The following is an 18917-nucleotide window of genomic DNA, read 5'->3' on the forward strand; positions in this document are numbered from 1 at the left end:
GATCCGTTCCAGGGTCGAGAAGTCGGCCTCGGCCAGCCATTCGCCGGGCACCCAGTCGCGCAGCAGGTCGCGCACCATCTCGGGGTGCGCAAAGAGGCGCTTGTAGCCGGTATCGTGGGTCATACAGGAATTGTACGGTCAACTCCCTGCCAAGACTCGGCTTCGGCAGACGCACGCGGTCGGAATGCGGGCGCCGGCGGCATCTCTGCTTGCCGCTCGCGCTGGTCAAACGGCACTGGCTGGTTTCCCCGGCGTGGGACGCGCCGCAAGCTCGCGTGAATCTTGAGCCTGCAGGCGCGTGCGCAGAATCTTGCTCAGCTCAAGCTCATTGTCGCTGGGTAGCACCGGATTCGTCTGCATGTTGCCCGCACGGCGGGCGACGAAGACGCGCGGCACTTTGGCCAGTCCGACGCCGTCGGCCGACAGGAGAGCGGCATCGCCAACAACTCGCCCGGCAGTGCAGCCGGCTGTCGACGAGCTAGCGGCAGGCGGCGGGATCCGTCAAGTCATTCTGTCTGGCGAAGCGACGACCGACCTCGGCGCACCTGCGCTGAGCCGGGTGCTCCGGTGCGCGCTTCGAGCGCGGGGATGCTGGCAGCCGTCGTCGCAGCGACCAGCGTACCGCAGGCGACGGTTGCCGACCACTCCTTCCTGACCAGCGACACGCCGAGCGGCGCCGCTGTGCCCAGGTATTTTGCGATCCAGTTCGAATCGCCGATTTCCTTTTTAATTTTGACGATGATCGGTTATGCCAACGGCGTCGGTGGCGTCGGCCCTATGGACGGCGATTTCGAGTACTCGATCGGAAAAGGGCCGTTCAGTCAATCGGAACCGCGTTCGAGGCCGGATTTCAACATCGCCGTGCTGCGTCTGGACACACCGGATAGCAGCGTCGGCTTCGACAATCTGATCATCGGTGGTCATGACGTCCCCGAACCGGCCGCCTGGTCGCTGTTGGCGGCGGGTCTTGGCCTGCTCAGCTTCAGCCTTGCCAAGGGGCGTCGCGGCTAGGGCAAGGCGGGCGCGTCCACTCGGTAAGATCCGCGCTCGCCAGTTTGGCGTCGGAGAATTTTTCGGTTTTTCGGCTCCTCAAGCCGCATTCCAGCAGCTTGAGTCGGCGCGACCGGCAATGATGCCGATGGTCGACATGACGTTCGACACCTGCAAGCTCGCGTCGCAACATGTTGATGCGCGATGAGGTTCCGTTCGGCGGCACGGCGGGCGGAAAAGGTCGCTGCTCCCGAGGCGTCGGCTTCTGCGCCGGATACACCCTGGCGGCTATCGCAGGAGAATTCGAGCCACGTGGCGAGATACATTCGCACGCTGCGCTAGCGCGCGTACGGAAGTCGCTCGACCACATACAGGCACGAGCTGCAAACGACCGAAAGCAGGCCGAAGCGCTGCGGGCGACGCTCATTGCGGCGCGCTCGGTGGGCGCGGCGGGCTCGCGCGATACTGCGTGTAGGCGTCGCTCAGGCTGGTCTGGTGGCGCAGGCTGAAAAGGGTGAAGGAAAGGACCAGGGCCGCGGCTGCGGCGAGCAGGAGACGTTTCATGCGCTACTTTCCTGACTGGGGGAGGGCGCTGGCCGGGCCGGTCGGGGCTGGCCGCTGGCGGTGGCGACGAGGGTTCACTTTGCCCGGCTCGAGGGCGGAGCGCTCGGCGCATATTTCTTGACCAGTTCCCAGGTGAGCTGGCCGGTTTCGCGCGTGTAGATGTCGCTGTGCGCGTCGCCACCGTGATACGGCGTGTCGTAGCGGACAAATCCGGCGCCGTCGATCAGCAGGACTCGCCGGTCGTGCGCCGCGAGCTGACGGACGCGTGAAATGACTTCGCTGGACGGGGGAAGCGGGCTGCGGTCGTCGCCGGCTGCCGGGTCGTCGAGATGCTGAAAGAGGTCCTGATTACCCGGCGCGCGCGTACGTTCGACTTCGTTGTTGCCGCCGATCATCGCCGACAGCGAGGTGGCGCTGTCGTAACGCGACCAGAGGTACGCCTGTTTGGCACGATACGCGGCAAACTGCGAGTAATCGGTGTAGGGGATGCCTTCGTGATGCATGGGGTGAACGGCGATCGCTTCCTGCCAAGCGGGAGAAAGCCCATGCCGGAAGCGGCTGCGGCCGAAGGCCGACTGCAGCCCGACGACGAGGTCGACGGTGTTCTGGCAGTCGCCCGGCGTGGCCAGCCAGGGGCAACTGTACAAGGCGCGCGAGACGGCGCGCGCGCCGAAGCTGTGCCCGACGAGTACGACGCGCAGCCGCTCGTGCACTTGCTTGATTCGGGTCAGCACCTCGTTGACCAGATAGTTTGCCCAGGTCGTGCCGAGTTCGTCGGCGTCGTTCTTCTTGTTCCAGAAGCTGACCCCGCGGACGAACTGGTCCCAGGCGCTGGTTCCGAACGACCAGGTGGAGGGCCAGGTGAGGCCGATGAAGAGCGGGCGGAAGTGGCTGCCGGCGCTTGCGTCGACCGCAGCGGCGTCGAGCAGGTAGCCGAACAAGGCATTGAAATTTTCGATCGACGCCGCTTCGCCCGTGTTCCAGCCCATCACGTAAACGAAAACGTGCGAGTACGGCTTGCCGCTCTGCTGCGCGCTGAGCAGGTCGGCGCGCAATGCGTTTTCGAGTTCGGCGAGCCCCTGCGCGCGACCGGCAAAGAAGACGCCCTTCTCCCATGCCGGCGGCTGCCCGGTGGCGGCTGCCTGCTGGATCGTACACAGCAGGTCGTTGCGCGCATAGGCATCGTAGAGGACGGCGCCGCCAATGCGCGTCGTGGCGTTGGCGTTCAGCGTGCGGAAGGCAACGACGTGCGAGAGGAACATCCGCCGGCGATCGTCCAGGCGGCGTTTGAGCAGGCAGGTGGGATCGTCGAAGCCGCCGCCGTTGCGCAGCGGAACACGCAGAAACGCCTGCCGGAAGATGTCTTCGCTGTCGCTGTCGGAGCAGGCGCCAAAAGGCCCGCCGAGCAGGCCGAGCGTCTGGCGCGAAGTCTTCTCGACGCCGAGCAGATAGCCCGGGAAGTGCAGACCCAGGCCACGTACCGCGATCTCTCCGGGCTGTCGGGGGGCCAGCCGGCAGAAGTCGGGCGGGCGCCTCGCGCGCTGCCCGCCGTCCGGCGCTGCGCCGCCCGGCGTCGGCCGGGTATCCGCAGGCGCGGCCGGCAGGTCGTTGTCGGTGCTTTTGTACTCGAGCAAGGCATGGAAGTTCCAGGCGAGTTCTTCTTCCGCCGTGCCCAGGACCTGTTCGGCGAAGCGCAGGTGCTTCGGCTCGCTCACCGGTTCGCCGGCGCAACCGAGCAGACCGCCGAGGAGTAGCGCCAGCAGGCCAAAGCGCACGCCGGCTGGGAGGCGGGCGAAGTTTGGTCGGCCGGCGCGCCGCGTCGGCGGGTGCAAGCAAGCGGGTATCTGAGTCATGTTGCCCTCCTGTCAACACGAATGCTGGCGTCTACGTGCGAAACGGCAGACCACCCGCGCACTGTCGCGCGGACGTATGCGCGTGTCAAGCCGGCCGGCCGAGCCGCCTTGGCCGGTATCGGCGAAGCCGTCTTTGCCGGAGCTGGCGAAAGCACCTTGACCGCGCCGCGCGCGAACGCGACGGCGAGCGCCGTGTCTAACCGCCACCGGCGGGCGGAAGGCCGGCGGCATACCGAACAATCAACAGGGGGAGTCGTCCAATGTCGAGCAAGTCGAGTCTACTGGCCAGCGTTGGTCTGGCCATTGTCATTGCAGCCGCTGGCTGCAGCACCACCGAGGAAAAGCCGAAATCCGCCGCAGCGCCGGCGCCGGCGCCGATCGTCGCGCTGCCTTACGAGCAGGCGGTGCGCAAGGCGGCACAGGATCTGCTGGCGAACGCCAATCTGGCGCGCGACCAGAAGTACAGCGTAGTCGTCGATCCGCTGGTCGACGGGAACAGCGGCGTGCAGAGTGAGGCGACGGCGGCGATGGAGCAGTCGGTCGTGCAGGTGATCCGGGAGAATTATCAGCAGATCGAGGTCAAGCCGTTCACCAGCGAGACGGTGTCGGGTCTGCCCTTGCTGATGGTCGGCACATTCACGCCGATCAATCTGCAGGGCAAGGCGGACGGCGAGCGCGACGCCTACCGCATCTGCTTCGCGCTGGCCGACCTGAAGACGGGCAAGATCATCAGCAAGGGGCTGGCGCGCTCGCTGCCCGAGGGTTTCGATCCGACGCCGCTCGCCTTCTTCCGCGAACTGCCGGTCTGGTCGAAGGACAGCGCGGTCGACGGTTACATCCGGACGTGCCAGGGGACGAAAGCGGGCGACCCGATCAATCCGGCGTACGTCGACAGCGTGCTGGCGGCGGCGACGATCAACGAGGCGCTGCGTGCTTACCAGGCAAAGCGCTACAAGGATTCGCTGGCGATCTACCAGTCGGTGCTGACCAATCCGGCCGGCAAGCAGGCGCGCGTGCACGCCGGCATCTACCTGAACAACCAGAAGCTTGGGCGCAAGCAGCCGGCGCTGCAGGCTTTTGGCCGGCTGGTCGAGATGGGGCTGGCGACCGATCGCCTGGCCGTCCGCTTCGACTTCAAGCCGGGCGCGACGGCGTTCACCCAGGAGCAGCAGCCGTACGCGCAGTGGCTGGGCGAGATCGCTCGCCAGTCGGCGCGCCAGGACGCCTGTCTGGAGGTCGCCGGACATACCCGGCGCGGGCCGTCGGAACAGATCGACGACCGGCTCTCCTTGCAGCGCGCCGAATTCGTGCGTCAGAAGCTGGTCGCGCTCAATCCGTCGCTCGCCAAGCGCACGTCGGCGCGTGGCTACGGTTCGCAGCGGGCGATCGTCGGCACCGGCAAGGCGAACGAATCCGATGCGCTCGATCAGCGCATCGAATTCAAGAAGGTCTCGTGCTGATCGTGCGCGTGACTGACGCCGCGGGGGGCGTGTGATGCTGTTGCGGGCACGCGAGCCGGCTGGCGGGGCCGGGGCGGTGTGGGCGCTGGGGCGCGCGCTGGCGGCCGGCTTCGTGCTGCTCGCGCTGCTGGTCGGGATCAGCGCGCCAGCAAAGGCGGATCAGGAAGCCGGCGCGGGGGCGAGGGAGGGTGCTGGCGCGCCGAGTCTGCGCATCGAGATCGGTGCACACCTGGCGCCGATCCGCTCGCTGGTCGCCGACCGCAGCGGCGTGCATGTGGTTACGGCTGCCGAGGACAAGACGGCGCGTATCTGGGACGCGGCGACGGGTGCGCTGCTTTCGGTTTTCCGCCCGCCGTCGGGTCCTGGTAACGACGGCAAGCTGTACGCCGTCGCCATGCTGCCGGACGCTTCGCTGTTTGCCACCGGCGGTTGGTCGGCTGGCAACGAGGTGTATCTGGTCCGGCGTAACGACGGGCGCATCGTACACCGCCTGCCCGGCTTGCCCGAGGTCGTCACGCATCTGTCGTTTTCGCCCGACGGCCGGATGCTCGCAGTCGGCCTCGCCGGGCGCAACGGCGTGCGTGTCTTTCAGGCGGTCGATGCGTGGACCGGCGCGCGCGAACTGGCGGGCGACGCGCAGCTTGCCGGCGAGGTCAACGCAACCGCCTGGGCGCCCGACGGCAAGACGCTCGTCGTCAGCAGCGCCGACGGCTACGTCCGCGCTTACGAGGCGACGAGTCAGGGACTGCGCCGACTGGCCAGCGCTGCGCTCTCCGGCGCCGGCGTTCCCTTTGGCCTGGCGTTTTCGCCCGACGGAGCGACGATTGCCGTCGGCACCGCCGATCAGGGGAGCATCGACCTCTTCGAGGCGCGCACGCTGAAGCTGCGACGCGTCCTGCCGCCACCGAGCGAGCGGCCGGGACGGAGTCTGAGCGTCGTCGCCTGGGCGGCGGACGGCCGCCACGTCTTCGCGGCGGGAAGCTGGACCGACGAGCGCGGACGCTTCGTCGCTTGCCTCTGGCCCGCGCGCGGCGACGGCGCGGCGCGCCTGATCCCGCTGGCGCGCAATACGATCACCGCGCTGCACGCGCTGGCCGACGGCCGGCTGCTGTTTGCCGCCGCCGATCCGGCGTGGGGAGCGCTGGGTGCCGACGAGCGCGTGGCGTTTGTCAGTAGCGCCGGCTTGCTCGACTTTCGCCACCAGCGCAGCCGCTTTCGCCTGGCGCCCGACGGCAGCGCGATCAGCCTGCGCGAGCGTTCGGCGGCGGGCGACGACGCGTTCGACCTGCGACAACTCGCCTGGGGCCGTTCGGGCAAGGAGTGGTCAGCGCCACGCCACGCGGCCGGGCGAACGACGGTGGATGACTGGTTCGAGCGCCAACGGCCGCTGATCAACGGCAAGGCGCCAACGCTGGCGGCCAACGAGTGGTCGCTTTCGGCCAGCGTCTCGCGCGACGGCAATCGCGTCGCGCTGGCGACCAGCCAGTATCTGCGTTCCTTCGACCGCAACGGCAACGAGCGCTGGAAGACGCCGGTGCCAGCGACGCCCTGGCAGATCAATACGAGCGACGACGGCCGCTGGCTGGTCGTCGGTTTCAGCGACGGCAGCCTGCGCTGGTACCGGCAGGAAGACGGCAGCGAGCAACTCGGGCTTTTCCAGCACGCCGACGGCCGGCGCTGGGTGGCGTGGACGGCAGCCGGGAATTTCGCCGCCAGTCCGGGCGGCGAGGATCTGGTCGGTTGGCAGGTCGGGCACGGGCCGGCGCAGGCGGCCGACTTCTACCCGGTGTCGCGCTTCCGCTCCGACTACTATCGGCCCGAACTGATCGGCGAGATGTTCGGCAAGAGCGCTGCGCCGGCGGCGCCGGCGAATGCCGGGCAGGCGATCCGGCAGCGTCTGCCACCGACGCTGCGCATCGTTTCGCCCGACGCGCTGAGCACGCAGCGCAGCAGCGAAGTGAAGGTCAAGCTCGCTGTGCGCTCGTCGGCCGAGGCGCCGGTGACGCGCTTGCGGGCGCGCGTCAATGGCCAACTGGTCGCTCTGCCGCAGATCGCAGCGCTGCCCGCGACGCGCTCGGAGCAGGCGGACGAGACGGTGTATGAAGTGGCTTTGCCGCTGCCCGGGATCGAGGCGCAGATCATGCTTTTCGCTGAGAACCGCTACGGGGTCTCACCGGAGGCCATGCTGATCGTCAAACGGCCACCCGCCGAGCCGGCCGCGGCGACCGCCGATTCAGCGGCTGCCGTTAGCAGTTCGCCGGCAGCTCCCGGCGTCGATCTGCGGCCGGCGCTTTATGTTCTGGCAATCGGCATCAGCAGGTACCAGGACCCGTCGATCCAGCTCGAATTCGCCGCCAAGGATTCGACCGATCTGGCGAATTTCTTCAAGGCGCAGGAGGGCGGGCTGTATCGCAAAGTCGCTGTCCGCCTGCTTACCGACGCCGGTGCCAAGCGCGACGACGTACTCGACGGCCTCGAATGGATACGCCGCGAACTGACCGCGCGCGATGTGGCGATGGTCTTCATTGCCGGGCACGGGGTGAACGACGCCGACGGCACGTACTACTTCCTGCCGCAGGACGTCAATGTCAAGCATCTGAAACGCTCGGCGGTGATTTTCACCGAGATCCGCAATACGCTCGTCGCGCTGCCCGGCAAGGCGATGTTCTTCATCGATACCTGTCATTCCGGCAACGTGCTCGGCACCGGGCTGCGCTCCTTGCGTCTCGACACGACGGCGGTGATCAACGAGCTGTCGAGTGCCGACAACGGGGTCATCGTCTTTGCCGCGGCGACCGGACGCCAGTATGCGCAGGAATCACCCGAATGGGGCAACGGCGCTTTCACCAAGGCGATCCTCGAGGGTCTGCGCGGCAAGGCCGACTACAACCGTTCGGGTCGGGTGACGCACAAGATGCTCGACCTTTACGTTTCCGAGCGCGTCAAGGCGCTGACCGAAGGCGCCCAGTCGCCGGTGACGATCGTTCCCAGCGGCGTGCCCGATTTTCCGCTCGTGCTCGGCCAGCGCTAGGCCGGCGCGCGGCTCGCCGGCGCGTCCGGCGTCGACCCGGCGCCGGCGAGCAGGCGGTCGAGTTCGGCCCAGAAAGGCTCGCACAGGCCGGGGCGATACGCCGCCTGACGGAAAGCCGGGTATTCGTCGCGATAGACCTCGCGCAGGCGACGTCCGTGCTGTCCGTCGTCGCGCTGGCAGGCGCGCACGTTGGCCAGCCGGTCGGCGACCTTGACCAGCAGCGCCAGTTCCCCCTCTCCGTTGACGCGGGCCAGCCGGCTGTAGGTGGCCGCCTTGCGCTCGGCACGCGTTGCGCCGGGCGCATCGGTCAACAGCGCGACGCAGTCGGCAATCGGCGCGCCGAAGCGAGCGCGTACCTCGCCTTCGGTGACTGCGGTATCCTCGACGACGTCGTGCAGGTAGGCGATGACTTGCGCTTCGTTTCCGTACGGCGCGAGCAGCTCGGCGACCGCGTCGAGATGGACGACGTAGGGACGCGATCCGTAGCGCTGGTCGCCGTGCGCGGCAAGAGCGAAGGCGCGCGCTTCCTCAAGCATGGCTGCCCTCGGTCTGCTCGCTGCGCTCGGCCTTCGCCGAACGCTCGGCGCTGATGCTTGCCGGCTCGCTGGCGAGAGCGACGCGCTGTGGGCGGAGCGCCGCCACCAGGCCGCGTATCCCTTCCCATTGCTGTCGCCAGTAGCCGCTGTCGGCGTGCGTCAGCGCCGCCGGGCCTTCCTCGATGCCGGTTGGCGGCAGCGCGCGCGCCATGTACTGCGTGCCGAAGATGCGATCCCAGATCGGGAAGAGAACGGCGAAGTTGCATCCGTAGCGAAATCTGCGCTCGGCCGGCAGGGCGAGTGCATGGTGCCAGCGATGGTAGCGCGGGCTGACCAGGACGTGCTCGCCGAAGCGCCCGAAAGACAGCCGGGCGTTCAGGTGCGAGAGGTTTTCTATCGTCCGCACGACCATCAGCAGGCCGACGAACTGGCCCGGCGGAACGCCGACGAGCAAGGCGACGATGGCGAACCAGAAGCCGTTGCTGAGGTCGTCGAACCAGTGGTTGCGGCTGTCGGTCCACAGCGTCATCTGGCGCTGGCTATGGTGAATCGCGTGCAGCGCCCACCACCAGCGCCAGGTGTGCGAAAGGCGGTGACGCCAGTACTCGGCAAAATCGAGAATCACCAGATAGACGAAAAAACTGAGCAGCGGGCGGCTTTCCAGCGCCGGGATCAGGTCTTCGATCTGCCACGGAATGTAGCCGTGGAAGCGCAGCCAGCCATCGATCGCAACGAAGAGCGGTGCGAGCAGCGCAAAGACGGCGAGCGGGACGACGCCGAGCCGGTCGAGCAGCGTATAGATCACGTCGACCCGTACTGCCTTGCGATCGGGCCAGACCTCGATGGGTTTCCAGGTCTCCAGCGGGCGCAGCAACAGGTAGGCGGCGCTGATCTGCAGCACGCCGCAGAGAAAGAACTCGATGCCGTCGAAAGCCAGTTCGAGGTAGCTGCCGAAGCCCAGCGCGAGCAGCGGCGGCTGGACGAGGTGCTCGAGCAGCCAGCCTTGCAGGCGGACGAAGATCTCGATCAGTTGGTCGATCACGGGCGTTCCCGCAGCGGCGCGAAGCAGAAACCCTTGGCGCGCAGCGCGCCGAGCAACGGATCGAGCATTGGCGCGAAAGGATCCTTGCGCGACCAGATCCCCAGGTGCGCCATGACGATGTCGCCGTCGCGCAGGCGCGTCAGCGCGCGCTCGACGAGCATCGCGTTGGGATGCGTCTCGGACGGGAGTTCATCGCCGAGGAAGCCGGCGCCGGCCCAGCCGACGTGCTCGTAGCCGCATTGGCGCGCGGCAGCCAGCGTGTTGCGCGTCGTGCGCCCGCCGGGCGCGCGCCACAGGCGATCGAGGCGGCGTCCGGTCAGGTCCTGGAAGCGCGCGTCGCTGCGCGTGAGCTCGTCGCAGACGCCCTGCGCGTCGAGCGCTTCGTGGCGCCCATCGACGAAATACTGCACGCGCTCGCCGACATCCTGCCGAAAGCTGCCGTGCCGCCAGGTGTGCGTGCCGAATGCGTGGCCTTCGGCAACGCGCGCCTGCCAGTAGGACGCCCAGCTCGCGTCGAGCGAGTGATCGCCGCGCATCGTCTTTTCCTGCGCGACGAAAAAAGTCGCCTTGGCGCCGTGCCGCGCCAGCGTCTGCGCGATCAGTTCGGCGTGTCGCATGTTGCCCGTGTCGAAGGTCAGGTAGAGCGTTCCCTTGCAGTCGGCGCTGCTCGCAGCAGTCGCCGACGCGCTGCCCACCGCAGTGAGCAGAGCCAGCCCGCCGACGGTACGGAGAAACGGCGCGCGGCTCATCTGAGGCCGGCGTGGTTGAGGAAGAAAACGCCGTGCGGCGAACTGCCGACCGGAATCGATTGCTTCAGTTTCTTGCTGACCAGATCGATCACCTGCACCTTGCGCGCGAAGCGGGCGGTGGCCCAGATTTCCTTGCCGTCGGCGCGGACGATCATGTCGTCGGGCCCGCCGGGAACCTCATACTTCTCGACGACGCTCATCGTCTTGCTGTCGAAGAGCGAGATGCTGCCATTGATCGAGCGGTTGGAGACGTAGAAATGGCGCCCGTCGCCTTTCGGTTGCAGGTTATGCGCAGCGGTATCGGTGGGAACTTTCTTGACGCTCTTCTGGAAGCGCCATTCGATGACCTCGACGACGCCATCGCCCATGCAGGCGACGAGCAGGTGCCGGTTGTCAGGCGCCATGACGATGCCGGCAGGCGTCTTGCCGACCGGCATCACCCAGGCGACCTTCTGCGTTCCCAGGTGAATCGCCATCACTTCGTTCGAATCCTGCAGCGTGATGAAGACGAACTCGCTGGCGTTGTCGAAAGCCATGTGCGACGGTGTGCGCGGCGCCGGCAGGCGCGCCTTCAGACGGAAATCGACCGGATCGTAAAGGTCGACGCGGTCGAGGCGCAGCGAGTTGACGACGAACCATTTGCGATCCGGCGAATAACCCAGGTGGTAGGGGTCGGAAACGTCGCGTATGCGCTTCTGTTCGCGACCGCTGGCCGGGTCGAAAAAGACCAACTGGTTGGCCGCCGCGCAAGCGACGATCAGCGACTTGTCATCCGGCGTCGGCAGCAGGTGGTGCGGCTCCTTGCACACCGTTGCCGTGCCGGTCACCTGGTAGGTTTCGGTGTCGATCAGGCTGATCGTGCCGTCACCCGAATTGAGTGCGATCGCCAGTCCGGCATACACAGGAAAGTTCAGGCCGGCAAGCAGGGCGGCGAGCCAGGCCGGCCGGCGGAGCAGGTGCGGGAAAGTCATCGTCGCTTCAGGTCTTTTTCTGGATCAGTTCGATTTTATACCCGTCGGGGTCTTCGACGAAGGCGATGACGGTGCTTCCGTGCTGCATCGGACCGGCTTCGCGGACCACTTTGCCGGCGCGCGCCTTGATCTCGGCGCAGGCGGCGTAGGCATCATCGACTTCGATCGCGACGTGGCCAAAGGCGTTGCCGAGTTCGTAGGCGGCGGTATCCCAGTTGTGCGTCAGTTCGAGCACGGCGGCTTGCGTTTCGGCGTCGTAGCCGACGAAAGCCAGCGTGAAGCGCCCGCCCGGATAGTCCTGGCGGCGCAACAGGCGCATGCCGAGAACCTCGGTGTAAAAGGCGAGCGAGCGTTCGAGGTTGCCAACGCGCAGCATCGTGTGCAGAATCCTCATTTCTTTCCCCAGGTTGCTTGCGGTGGCGTGGCGCGCCGGCCGCTTTTTCGGCGTATCGTCCGGCGAGACCGGAATGATGCGCGAAGATACACGAGAAGCGCCGTTTTTGCTTGCCGACGTGCGACGTTCATCGTCTGCGACGCCAATCAACGGAGGTTCGAAGAGAATGAAGAAGCTGATCATCACCCTGAGCGCCGCGGCGCTGGCTGCCGGCGGGCTCACCGGTTGCGCCAACATGAGCGAGACGCAGCGCGATACGGGCACGGGCGCTGCGATCGGCGCGGTTGCCGGAGCGGTCATCGGGATGGCCACCGCCGGCGGCCATTCGGGCCGCAGCGCCGCCACCGGCGCGGCCGTCGGCGCGGCCGTTGGCGCTGGCGGCGGCTACCTGTGGTCGCAGCACATGCAGCAGCAGAAGGCAGCGATGGAGCAGGCGACACGCGGAACCGGCGTCGGCGTCTCGCAGACCGCCGACAATCAGCTCAAACTCGATATTCCGAGCGATGTTTCCTTCGACGTGGGCCGCGCCGACATCAAGCGGAACATGGCGCCGGTGCTCGATCGTCTCGCCGCCAGCCTGACGCAGCACCCGGTGACGACGGTCAAGATCATCGGCCACACCGACAGCACGGGCAGCGACTCGATCAACGAACCGCTTTCGGTCAACCGTGCGGCGGCGACGCGCGACTATCTGGTGGCGCGCGGGGTCGGCGGCAGTCGCATCGCGATCGACGGCCGCGGAGCGCGCCAGCCGGTCGCCGACAACGCGACGGCGGGCGGACGGGCGATGAATCGCCGGGTGGAAATCTTCATCGGCGAAGCCGCGCGCTGAGCCGGGCTGGGCGCGCGCCTCGCGCGTTGCGGCCGGCGGCGTGGCGCGCGGCGCAGGTCTACTCAGGCACCGCCAGCCGCCGCTTTGCCGCCGGTGAATTCCTCGTAGGCGCGCACCGCTTCAGCGGCGTACATCAGTGCCGGTCCGCCGCCCATGTAGGTGCACACGGCCAAGGTTTCCATCAGTTGTTCGCGGCTGACGCCGAGGCGGATCAGCGCTTTGACGTGAAAACCGACGCACGCGTCGCAGCGGCTGGTGACGCCGATCGCCAGCGCGATCAGCTCCTTGTCGAGGGCAGACAGCACGCCGGGAGACAGTGCCGCCTTGGACAGAGCGTTGAAACCCTGGATCGTTTCCGGAATGTCGTGGCGCAGCGTGCCCAGTGCCTTCGAGACATCGTGCGTGATGGTGGAAAAGGACTTGCTCATCGTCGGAGGATTCCTGTGAATAAGAAAACGCTAATGTACCTCAGCCGTTGCGTGTCGGCAATCGTCGCCCGCGTCGGCCGCGCGTTGCCGCTTGCCGCTACGCTGGTGCTCGTCGGCTGCGCTGGCTACAGCGGCAGCGGGCTGCAACCCGGGGTGGCGACGCTGGCCGACGTTCTGGCGCTGATGGGCAGTCCGGCGCTCGCCTGGCGCGATGCCGACGGGAGCGAGCAACTGGCGTTTCCCCGCGGCCCCGCCGGGACGCAGACGTTCATGGTCTTCATCGCGCCGGATGGGCGCTTGCGCGCCCGGAAAGGCGTGCTCGACACCGAGCACTTCGCACGCATCGAAGCAGGCCGCAGCAACCAGGACGCGGTGCTGCGCCTGATTGGTCCGCCGGTGGCGCACTGGACGGCGTATTTTCCGGCGCGCAACGAATTGGTCTGGGAATGGCGCTTCTGCGATAGCTGGAACCAGGTGGCGCGCTTCGCGGTGCTGTTCGATGCCACGACAGGTATTGTCCGGACCACCCAGCAGCACCAGGAACTGGCCGGCTTTGACGGTGTGGCGCCTTTCTGCGGGCATTAGCCGGGGCGTGCCGCGGACGATGCGCACGCGCGCGAGAGGCACTGCCGAGCCCGCCAGGCGGGCTCGGCAGTGTTTGGTCAGAAGGAGACCAGGCGAATGTTGGCCGAGGTCAGGCGCTGGCTGAGGACGGTCAGGAACGATTGGTAGAAGTGCATGCGGCAGGCATCGGACGATTTGCGCAGTGCTTCTCCGGTGATCGTCACCAGCTTGACGTTGGTCAGTGTGACGATGTCGGCCCCGCGCCGCGAGGCGGCGTTACCGAGCACCGCCATTTCGCCGAAGCAGTCGCCGCTCGACAGCACATCGAGAATCACGCCATTCTTGAGCACCTTCAATTCGCCCTCGGCAACGAAGAAGAAGCAGTCACCCGCTTCTCCGTCCTGAATCACCGCGGTGCCCGGGGCGACCTTGCTCCAGCGCGCGAAACGCAGCGCTTCCCAGATCTCGACGTCGGAAAATGCAGCGAAGAAGGGAAACGAACGCAGCGTGTCGAATTTCTCGGAGTCAGCGACCTGGTCGCGCGCCATGGTCAATTGGCGCTCGCGGAAAGTGCGCGCCAGATCGTGCGAGAACTCTGGCCAGCTTGCGTAGCGCGCCTCGACATCCTTGTGCATGGCGCGCGCGACGATCGCTTCCAGCGCCGGCGGAATTCCGCTGCGCAGCGACGACGGTCTGGCCGGTTCGGCGTTGATGATCTGGTAGATCATGTCGTAGCTGTTGCGCGCCTGAAACGGTAGCCGCCCGGTGAGCAACTGGTACATGACGACGCCCAGCGAATAGATGTCGGTCTGCTGGTCGAGCGTTTGCTCCTTCACCTGCTGCGGCGACATGTAGGCTGGCGAACCGATACCAAGGACCAGCGTACGGTCGGGCGCGCCGGTGATCGCGGCGCCGAAGTCGGAAACCTTGATGTCGCCGAGCATAGGATCGGTGCTGGCAAAGAGGATGTTCGCCGGCTTGATGTCGCGATGAATGATCCCGGCGTGCACGGCAAAGTCGAGCGCGCGCGTGCACTTGAAGATGATCTCGACGACACGTTCGATCGGCAGCAGGCGATCCGGCGTACAGACGGCCTCCAGCGTTCCGCCCGGAACGTACTCCATGACGATATAGCAGATATTGTCGTCGACCACCGCGTCGTAGGTCTGCACGATGTGCGGGTGCTGTAATTTGCCGACCAGCGCTGCTTCGTTGAGGAATTGGTGCGAATACAGCCTGCCGCGCACGGGGTCTTTGAGGACGCCCGGAAAAGCCATCTTGATCGCGACGCGACGTTGCGTGAAGGGATCGTGCGCCAGGTGTACCGTCGACGTCGCGCCGCGCCCGATCTCGCAGAGCAACTCGTACTTGCCGATCTTGTCCATTCTATCCATCAGCCGGGCCAGGTGCGCCAGCCAGCGTGCGACGCGCGCGGTCGATCGCCGCCAGCACCTGGGTGGGCGCCGTGCCGCCCGGGTGCTGGCGCGCGGCCAGCGAGCCGTCGATGCTCAGCAGGCGATCGACATCATCCTCGATCAGCGGCGAGAAGCCCTGCAGTTCGGCGAGCGGGAGTTGCGCCAGATCGACCCCCAGCTCTTCCGCGCGCCGCACGGCCCGGCCGACTACCGCGTGCGCGTCACGGAAAGGCAGACCCCGGCGGGTCAGGTAATCAGCCAGATCGGTCGCCGTCGCATATCCCTGGCGCAAGGCGGCGCGCATGTTGGCGGGCTCAGTGGTGATTCCCGGAATCAGTTCGACAAAGACGCGCAGGGTGTCGGTCAGCGTGTCGACGGTGTCGAACAACGGCTCTTTATCTTCCTGATTGTCCTTGTTATAGGCGAGCGGCTGTCCTTTCATCAGGGTGAGCAAGGCGAGCAGATGGCCAAAGACTCGCCCGCTCTTGCCGCGTGCCAGTTCGGGCACGTCGGGGTTCTTCTTTTGCGGCATGATCGAACTGCCGGTGCAGAAACGATCGGCGATCCGGATGAAGCCGAAACGCGGGTTCATCCAGAGGACGAGTTCTTCCGCCAGGCGCGACAGGTGCATCATCAGCAGCGAGCCGGCGGCACAGAATTCGATCGCGAAGTCGCGGTCGGCGACCGCGTCGAGCGAGTTGGCGCAGATTTCGTCGAAGCCGAGGAGTTCGGCGACCAGGTGGCGGTCGATCGGGTAGCTCGTGCCGGCCAGCGCGGCCGCGCCGAGTGGCAAGCGATTGGTGCGCGCGCGGCACTCGGCGAAGCGTTCGCTGTCGCGCCGGGTCATCTCGAAGTAGGCGAGCAGGTGGTGACCGAAAGTGACCGGCTGCGCCACCTGCAAGTGCGTGAAGCCGGGCATCGCGGTTGCCGCTTCCTGCTCGGCGAGCTCGAGCAGAGCGGCCTGAAAGCGGGCGAGGAGGGCAAGGATCGCGTCGATCGCCTCGCGCAGGTAGAGCCGGATGTCGGTGGCCACCTGGTCGTTGCGCGAGCGGCCAGTGTGCAGTCGCTTGCCGGCGTCGCCGACCAGCGCGGTCAGGCGCTTTTCGATGTTGAAATGCACGTCTTCCAGGTCTACCGACCAGACGAATTCGCCGGCTTCGATTTCCCGGGTGATCTGCGCCATTCCCCGTTCGATGTCGGCGAGGTCGTCCTGGCTGATGATGCCCTGCCGCGCAAGCATCGTGGCGTGTGCGAGCGAAGCGCGAATGTCCTGCCGCCACATGCGACAATCGAAGGCGACCGATGCGGTGTAGCGGGCGACGAGTTCGGAGGTTGGCTCGGAGAAGCGGCCCGCCCAGGTGTACTGGGGCAAATCTGATCGGCTCATTGAGGAAAGGTTTCCTGGGCTAAAATCACTCGTGGAACCTTGGACAGGCGCGACGGCGAGCAATGAGAAGTATAAAGCAAAACCTGGCCGCTCAGCCCTTGCCCGATTTTCGCAACGCCGGCGTCATCCTGCGCATTCTGCTCGGGGTCAACCTCCTTGCGCTGGCCGCGGCACTCGTACAAGGTCAGGGCGTCGACGAATGCGTGCAGCGCTACATGGAAATGGCCGTCTGGGTGCAGCCTCTGCTGCTCGCCAACGTGGCCTGCCTCGCCTGGCTCGACGGTGCTCTCCGTCGCCTGGCGGTGTGGCCGGGACGCCTGCTGGTCGTTTTCCTGGCGGCAGTCTCGGCCGTCGGCTTCGTCGAACTGTGGGCGGCGGCGGGTTTCGACGCCGGCGGCGCGCAGCGCCTGTTGCGCGCCGGCCTGCTCGCCGGCAGCGCGGCCGCGGCTCTCCTCTGGTACTTCGCGCAGCGGTCGAGCGTACTTTCGCCGGCGTTGGTCGAAGCGCGCCTGCAAGCGCTGAGCGCGCGCATCCGGCCGCACTTTCTGTTCAACAGCTTGAACGCCGTGTTGGCGCTGATTCGCGTCGATCACCAGCGCGCCGAGACGGCGCTTGAGGAACTGGCCGAGCTCTTTCGTGCGCTGATGCGCGACCACCGCGAAATGGTTCCGCTGGCCGACGAAATCGCCCTCTGCCGGCAATACCTCGATCTCGAAACCTTGCGCCTGGGCGAGCGGCTGCGCGTCGAATGGGAGCTGCACGACATCCCGGAAAGACTCAATGTACCCCCCCTGATGATGCAACCCTTGATCGAGAACGCGGTTTACCACGGCATCGAACCGGGCAGCACACCAGGGACGATCCGCATCCGGCTTGCCCGTCAGTCCGACGAGCTGCACATCGAACTGGTCAATCCCTGCCACGCCGACGGCGATCACCAGCGCGGCAACCGCATGGCCTTGGAAAACATCGGCGAACGCCTGTCGCTGTACTACGATCTGGAGGCGCGCCTGGAGACCGGTGAAGTCGTGTTGGCCGACGGTGCGCGCGAATACCGGGTGCACATCGTCCTGCCGTGCCGAGGCGAGCGCACATGAACGACGCGTCGCCGCTCCTCACGCTGCTGATCGTCGACGACGAAGCGCCTGCCCGCCTGCGTCTACGCGAGCTGCTCGCCGATCTGGCCGGCGAGTTGCCCAACCAGGTGCTCGCCGAGGCGGCCGACGGCCTGGCCGCGCTCGCCGCGCTCAGCCAGCAGCGGGTCGATGTGGCGCTGCTCGACATTCGCATGCCGACGATGGACGGGATCGAGTTTGCCCGCCATTCGTCGCAACTCGCCGATCCACCGGCGATCATCTTCGTCACTGCTTTCGACGCCTATGCAATTCAGGCCTTCGAACTCAACGCGATCGATTACCTGCTCAAGCCGGTGCGTGCGCCGCGCCTGCTCGCTGCCCTGCGCAAGGTGGGTGGCCGCCGTCCGCCGGCTCCAGACGTGCTCGCCAGCCTGTCGCTGGGCGCGCGCCGCCACCTTGCCTGCCATGAACGCGGGCGCCTGCTGCTGATCCCGTTGGGCGATATCATCTACTTCCGGGCTGACCTGAAATACGTTGCAGCGTGCACGCGCGAGCGCGAGTACCTGCTCGACGAGTCGCTCAATCATCTCGAGGACGAGTTTCGCGAGCGCTTCATTCGCCTGCACCGTAGTGTGCTGGCGGCAAAGGAGGCGATCTGCGGTTTTCAGCGCAACGCCCTGGACGATAGCGATGCACAGTGGCAGGCGATCCTGCGCGATATTCCGGAGCGGCTGCCAATCAGCCGCCGGCAGTGGCCGGTGGTCAGGTCGCTGCTGCGCGCAGCGCGCGCGTGACCGCCGCTGGTGCAGCTCCTCGGCGCCTTGATTCTCATCAAGGCAAGGCGCGGCGGCTTGCCTAAAATGGGCCGTTTTTTGGACCCGGTCTTCATGCGCCCGACTCTTCGTTTTTCTGGCGCGCTGTTCGCCGTCGCGCTTGCCTCGCCGGTTGTGGCGCTCGACCTTGAACGCGCGAAGGACATCTACGGCCCGTGTGCCGCCTGCCATGGCGAATTCGGCGCGGGCGGCAAAAAGGGCGAGTATCCGCGTGTCGCCGGGCAGTTGCCGAAATACCTCGAACAGCAACTGAAGGCGTTTCAGAAACAGCAGCGGGTCAACCTGCCGATGTACCCTTACGCCAACGAGCGCGAGCTGCCCGACGACGACATGAAGCTGGTTGCTGCCTATCTGGCGCAGATCGAGCTTCCCACCCGACCGCCCGAGTTCAAGGCCGGCGACGACGCGCTGACGCGTCTGCTGGCGATGGAAAAGGTGATGATCATCGCGCGTGCCGAAGGCGACATCGAGAACGGCCGCGTCGTCTACCAGAAGCACTGCGCCGCCTGCCACGGGCGGAACGGGCGGGGGCGGGGAATGTTTCCGATGCTCGTCGGGCAATACACGAACTACCTGAAGAAGCAGATCGACGCCTACCTGAAGGCTGATCGGCCGCACGACGAGGAGGGCGCACGCGAAGGGGTGCTGTACACGCTATCGGCGAAGGACATCCAGGACGTGCTCGCTTATCTGACCGCGATCCAGGAAGTTCACGAAGCCGATCGCTGAGCGCGCGCCGGCGGGCAGGGCAGGTCGCCTGACCCGGGCATGTTAGAATCGCGCCTTCGCTCG

At 66.6% G+C, this 18917-nt stretch carries 18 protein-coding genes; 8 read left to right on the forward strand and 10 right to left on the reverse strand.

The genetic code is table 11. From position 1 onward, the window contains the following. Positions 1-588: 588 nt before the first annotated feature. Positions 589-1011, forward strand: coding sequence for a PEP-CTERM sorting domain-containing protein (locus Q1L59_RS06790; protein ID WP_300329909.1), 423 nt, complete (start codon positions 589-591; stop codon positions 1009-1011). 402 nt (positions 1012-1413) lie between these two features. Here Q1L59_RS06790 and Q1L59_RS06795 read toward each other — a convergent pair whose 3' ends face one another. Together Q1L59_RS06795 and Q1L59_RS06800 are read right to left on the reverse strand one after the other, a co-directional pair. After that, positions 1414-1554, reverse strand: coding sequence for a hypothetical protein (locus Q1L59_RS06795; protein WP_300329912.1), 141 nt, complete (start codon positions 1552-1554; stop codon positions 1414-1416). A gap of 74 nt (positions 1555-1628) precedes the next feature. Next, the gene (locus tag Q1L59_RS06800; RefSeq protein WP_300329914.1) at positions 1629-3407 is read right to left on the reverse strand and encodes an alpha/beta hydrolase; all 1779 of its coding nucleotides are present in this window, start codon (positions 3405-3407) and stop codon (positions 1629-1631) included. A 260-nt stretch (positions 3408-3667) separates the two neighbouring features. On the opposite strand from Q1L59_RS06800, the gene Q1L59_RS06805 reads away from it, so the two are divergent. Together Q1L59_RS06805 and Q1L59_RS06810 are read left to right on the forward strand one after the other, a co-directional pair. Continuing rightward, a complete protein-coding gene (locus Q1L59_RS06805) occupies positions 3668-4867 on the forward strand; it encodes an OmpA family protein (protein WP_300329917.1) in 1200 nt (399 codons plus the stop codon). A gap of 34 nt (positions 4868-4901) precedes the next feature. Next, positions 4902-7898, forward strand: a complete 2997-nt coding sequence (locus Q1L59_RS06810; protein ID WP_300329919.1) for a caspase family protein — start codon at positions 4902-4904, stop codon at positions 7896-7898. On the opposite strand, the gene Q1L59_RS06815 is transcribed toward Q1L59_RS06810, so the two are convergent. Genes Q1L59_RS06815 through gloA form a run of 5 tightly spaced genes read right to left on the reverse strand, consistent with a single transcriptional unit; the run spans position 7895 to position 11590 of the window. After that, positions 7895-8434 (reverse strand): HD domain-containing protein, encoded by a 540-nt coding sequence (locus tag Q1L59_RS06815; RefSeq protein WP_300329922.1) that lies wholly within the window; start codon positions 8432-8434, stop codon positions 7895-7897. The genes Q1L59_RS06810 and Q1L59_RS06815 overlap by 4 nt on opposite strands. Then, positions 8427-9476, reverse strand: a complete 1050-nt coding sequence (locus Q1L59_RS06820; RefSeq protein WP_300329925.1) for a sterol desaturase family protein — start codon at positions 9474-9476, stop codon at positions 8427-8429. The genes Q1L59_RS06815 and Q1L59_RS06820 overlap by 8 nt, the downstream gene beginning before the upstream one ends. After that, complete coding sequence (locus Q1L59_RS06825) at positions 9473-10225, reverse strand: polysaccharide deacetylase family protein (protein WP_300329928.1); 753 nt, start codon at positions 10223-10225, stop codon at positions 9473-9475. The genes Q1L59_RS06820 and Q1L59_RS06825 overlap by 4 nt, the downstream gene beginning before the upstream one ends. After that, positions 10222-11196, reverse strand: a complete 975-nt coding sequence (locus tag Q1L59_RS06830; protein WP_300329931.1) for a YncE family protein — start codon at positions 11194-11196, stop codon at positions 10222-10224. Before Q1L59_RS06830 ends, Q1L59_RS06825 begins: the two co-directional genes overlap by 4 nt. 7 nt (positions 11197-11203) lie before the next feature. Beyond that, on the reverse strand, positions 11204-11590 hold the full coding sequence (gene gloA, locus Q1L59_RS06835; RefSeq protein WP_300329934.1) for a lactoylglutathione lyase: 387 nt from the start codon (positions 11588-11590) through the stop codon (positions 11204-11206). A 166-nt stretch (positions 11591-11756) separates the two neighbouring features. On the opposite strand from gloA, the gene Q1L59_RS06840 reads away from it, so the two are divergent. Further along, positions 11757-12422 (forward strand): OmpA family protein, encoded by a 666-nt coding sequence (locus Q1L59_RS06840; RefSeq protein WP_300329936.1) that lies wholly within the window; start codon positions 11757-11759, stop codon positions 12420-12422. A 62-nt stretch (positions 12423-12484) separates the two neighbouring features. Here Q1L59_RS06840 and Q1L59_RS06845 read toward each other — a convergent pair whose 3' ends face one another. Next, positions 12485-12850, reverse strand: coding sequence for a carboxymuconolactone decarboxylase family protein (locus Q1L59_RS06845; RefSeq protein ID WP_300329939.1), 366 nt, complete (start codon positions 12848-12850; stop codon positions 12485-12487). Positions 12851-12883: 33 nt separating this feature from the next. Between Q1L59_RS06845 and Q1L59_RS06850 the strand changes: the two genes are divergently transcribed. Continuing rightward, the gene (locus Q1L59_RS06850) at positions 12884-13435 is read left to right on the forward strand and encodes a hypothetical protein (protein WP_300329940.1); all 552 of its coding nucleotides are present in this window, start codon (positions 12884-12886) and stop codon (positions 13433-13435) included. A gap of 77 nt (positions 13436-13512) precedes the next feature. Here Q1L59_RS06850 and Q1L59_RS06855 read toward each other — a convergent pair whose 3' ends face one another. Continuing rightward, positions 13513-14799, reverse strand: a complete 1287-nt coding sequence (locus Q1L59_RS06855; RefSeq protein ID WP_300330084.1) for a serine/threonine-protein kinase — start codon at positions 14797-14799, stop codon at positions 13513-13515. Position 14800: 1 nt separating this feature from the next. Continuing rightward, entirely contained in the window at positions 14801-16216 is a 1416-nt protein-coding gene (argH, locus tag Q1L59_RS06860) for an argininosuccinate lyase (RefSeq protein WP_300329943.1), read from the reverse strand. A 62-nt stretch (positions 16217-16278) separates the two neighbouring features. Here argH and Q1L59_RS06865 point away from each other — a divergent pair, with 62 nt between their 5' ends. The 3 genes from Q1L59_RS06865 (at position 16279) to Q1L59_RS06875 (ending at position 18854) form a co-directional block, all read left to right on the forward strand. Beyond that, a complete protein-coding gene (locus Q1L59_RS06865; RefSeq protein ID WP_300329945.1) occupies positions 16279-17313 on the forward strand; it encodes a histidine kinase in 1035 nt (344 codons plus the stop codon). Next, positions 17310-18086 carry a LytTR family DNA-binding domain-containing protein gene (locus tag Q1L59_RS06870; protein WP_300329948.1) on the forward strand — a complete coding sequence of 259 codons (777 nt, stop codon included), beginning with the start codon at positions 17310-17312 and terminating at the stop codon, positions 18084-18086. The genes Q1L59_RS06865 and Q1L59_RS06870 overlap by 4 nt, the downstream gene beginning before the upstream one ends. A gap of 93 nt (positions 18087-18179) precedes the next feature. Then, positions 18180-18854: a c-type cytochrome gene (locus Q1L59_RS06875; RefSeq protein WP_300329950.1), complete on the forward strand. Its 675-nt coding sequence runs from the start codon at positions 18180-18182 to the stop codon at positions 18852-18854. Positions 18855-18917: the final 63 nt, after the last annotated feature.

Source organism: Accumulibacter sp., from assembly GCF_029255125.1.
GTDB lineage: Bacteria > Pseudomonadota > Gammaproteobacteria > Burkholderiales > Rhodocyclaceae > Accumulibacter.

What these genes read in the sequence shown, in the direction of transcription:
- argH (WP_300329943.1), bottom strand. Translation starts at nt 16,216, where the DNA reads ATGAGCCGATCAGATTTGCCCCAGTACACCTGGGCGGGCCGCTTCTCC.
- Q1L59_RS06855 (WP_300330084.1), bottom strand. Translation starts at nt 14,799, where the DNA reads ATGGACAAGATCGGCAAGTACGAGTTGCTCTGCGAGATCGGGCGCGGC.
- Q1L59_RS06865 (WP_300329945.1), top strand. Translation starts at nt 16,279, where the DNA reads ATGAGAAGTATAAAGCAAAACCTGGCCGCTCAGCCCTTGCCCGATTTT.
- Q1L59_RS06840 (WP_300329936.1), top strand. Translation starts at nt 11,757, where the DNA reads ATGAAGAAGCTGATCATCACCCTGAGCGCCGCGGCGCTGGCTGCCGGC.
- Q1L59_RS06845 (WP_300329939.1), bottom strand. Translation starts at nt 12,850, where the DNA reads ATGAGCAAGTCCTTTTCCACCATCACGCACGATGTCTCGAAGGCACTG.
- Q1L59_RS06830 (WP_300329931.1), bottom strand. Translation starts at nt 11,196, where the DNA reads ATGACTTTCCCGCACCTGCTCCGCCGGCCGGCCTGGCTCGCCGCCCTG.
- Q1L59_RS06795 (WP_300329912.1), bottom strand. Translation starts at nt 1,554, where the DNA reads ATGAAACGTCTCCTGCTCGCCGCAGCCGCGGCCCTGGTCCTTTCCTTC.
- Q1L59_RS06810 (WP_300329919.1), top strand. Translation starts at nt 4,902, where the DNA reads ATGCTGTTGCGGGCACGCGAGCCGGCTGGCGGGGCCGGGGCGGTGTGG.
- Q1L59_RS06800 (WP_300329914.1), bottom strand. Translation starts at nt 3,407, where the DNA reads ATGACTCAGATACCCGCTTGCTTGCACCCGCCGACGCGGCGCGCCGGC.
- Q1L59_RS06825 (WP_300329928.1), bottom strand. Translation starts at nt 10,225, where the DNA reads ATGAGCCGCGCGCCGTTTCTCCGTACCGTCGGCGGGCTGGCTCTGCTC.
- gloA (WP_300329934.1), bottom strand. Translation starts at nt 11,590, where the DNA reads ATGAGGATTCTGCACACGATGCTGCGCGTTGGCAACCTCGAACGCTCG.
- Q1L59_RS06815 (WP_300329922.1), bottom strand. Translation starts at nt 8,434, where the DNA reads ATGCTTGAGGAAGCGCGCGCCTTCGCTCTTGCCGCGCACGGCGACCAG.
- Q1L59_RS06870 (WP_300329948.1), top strand. Translation starts at nt 17,310, where the DNA reads ATGAACGACGCGTCGCCGCTCCTCACGCTGCTGATCGTCGACGACGAA.
- Q1L59_RS06790 (WP_300329909.1), top strand. Translation starts at nt 589, where the DNA reads ATGCTGGCAGCCGTCGTCGCAGCGACCAGCGTACCGCAGGCGACGGTT.
- Q1L59_RS06850 (WP_300329940.1), top strand. Translation starts at nt 12,884, where the DNA reads ATGTACCTCAGCCGTTGCGTGTCGGCAATCGTCGCCCGCGTCGGCCGC.
- Q1L59_RS06875 (WP_300329950.1), top strand. Translation starts at nt 18,180, where the DNA reads ATGCGCCCGACTCTTCGTTTTTCTGGCGCGCTGTTCGCCGTCGCGCTT.
- Q1L59_RS06805 (WP_300329917.1), top strand. Translation starts at nt 3,668, where the DNA reads ATGTCGAGCAAGTCGAGTCTACTGGCCAGCGTTGGTCTGGCCATTGTC.